General features: G+C 48.0%; 1 protein-coding gene. It reads right to left on the bottom strand.

The window, feature by feature from the left end; all coding sequences use genetic code 11:
• The coding region (locus HWQ67_RS19115) for an FG-GAP-like repeat-containing protein (protein ID WP_255317361.1) at positions 1–1,222 on the bottom strand (1,222 nt) is incomplete at both ends.

The following is a 1,222-nucleotide window of genomic DNA, read 5'->3' as shown; positions in this document are numbered from 1 at the left end:
GACATCCACAGGGCAAACTCACCCGTTTGTGTGTTTTGCAATAGAATATCGCTTTTGCCATCGCCATCAAAGTCGCCAATTGCCTCTACCTGCTCTTCTAAACCAACCTTACCAATAACCTTGATCTTAGCAATCGACGCCCCGTCCATAAACCATATGACTAAAAGACCCGTCTGCGTGTGTCGCAAGACAATGTCGCTTCTGCCATCACCATCAAAGTCACCGATCCCCTCTATTTGCCAGTGGAGGTCTAACCTCATAACCGTGTTTACGTTATGGATCGTCTCACCATTCATCCGCCATATTGCAACATCGCCTGTCAGCATATTGCGCCACAGGACGTCACTCTGACCGTCTCCGTTGAAATCAGCAGTCAGGACATTACGCCTAAACGTGTATGCCACCATATCCGAAAGCTCACCGCAGCCGGCGGTGTTACAGGCACTGACGCGGTAATAGTAGGTCACACCACTTACAGTCCCAATATGGTCATATATATCACTGTTTGACGTGCCCAACACAGGGCTTGACTCATCAACAAGGTTTGTCGTGCTGTAGTAGACCTTATAACTCATGGCGTTTGATATTGAATTTTCATCCAAGGTTCCAGCCCAGGTCAACCTCACCCCGCCTGTTGCATGTGTGGCAGTAAGATATGTCACCTTAGCTGGCCTTGTCTCTGTGGTCTTTGTCAGCCTCTGGATGCGATTGGTACCTGCTTCTGCCACAAAAACGTTACCATAGGAATCAATCGTCAGGCCGCTTGGTTGATCAAACAGTGCATCAACCATACCGCCGCCGTTGAAGGACGATACAAATTGGCCATCACCATAGAACTTCTGCACATTATTATTTTGCGTATCTGTTACATAAACGTAGCCCTGGTTGTCCACAGCTATAGAGCTTGGATGAGCAAACATGCCTTCCCCATTGCCACTACCGCCCCAGTACGACACAACCTCGCCCTTTGCACCATATTTGACGATATATCTGCTGTATGTGTCGATCACATATATGTAACCAAACCTGTCTATCGCTATTGCATCGGGAGAGAAGGTGTCATCCCACTGTCTAAGCGTTTTCAGATTCAACCCTTTTGGTGCCTTTAAAGACTTGGCCATACCGGAGGCCTTCCAACTTCTGACAAAACGCCCATTGGTGTCAAACTCCTGTACCCGATGGTTACCCGTATCTGCCACGTATATATTACCGGCATAGCCTA

Source organism: Candidatus Magnetobacterium casense, assembly GCF_019173545.1.
GTDB classification, from domain to species: Bacteria; Nitrospirota; Thermodesulfovibrionia; order Thermodesulfovibrionales; family Magnetobacteriaceae; genus Magnetobacterium; species Magnetobacterium cryptolimnobacter.
This window is presented reverse-complemented; position numbering and strand designations above follow the sequence as displayed.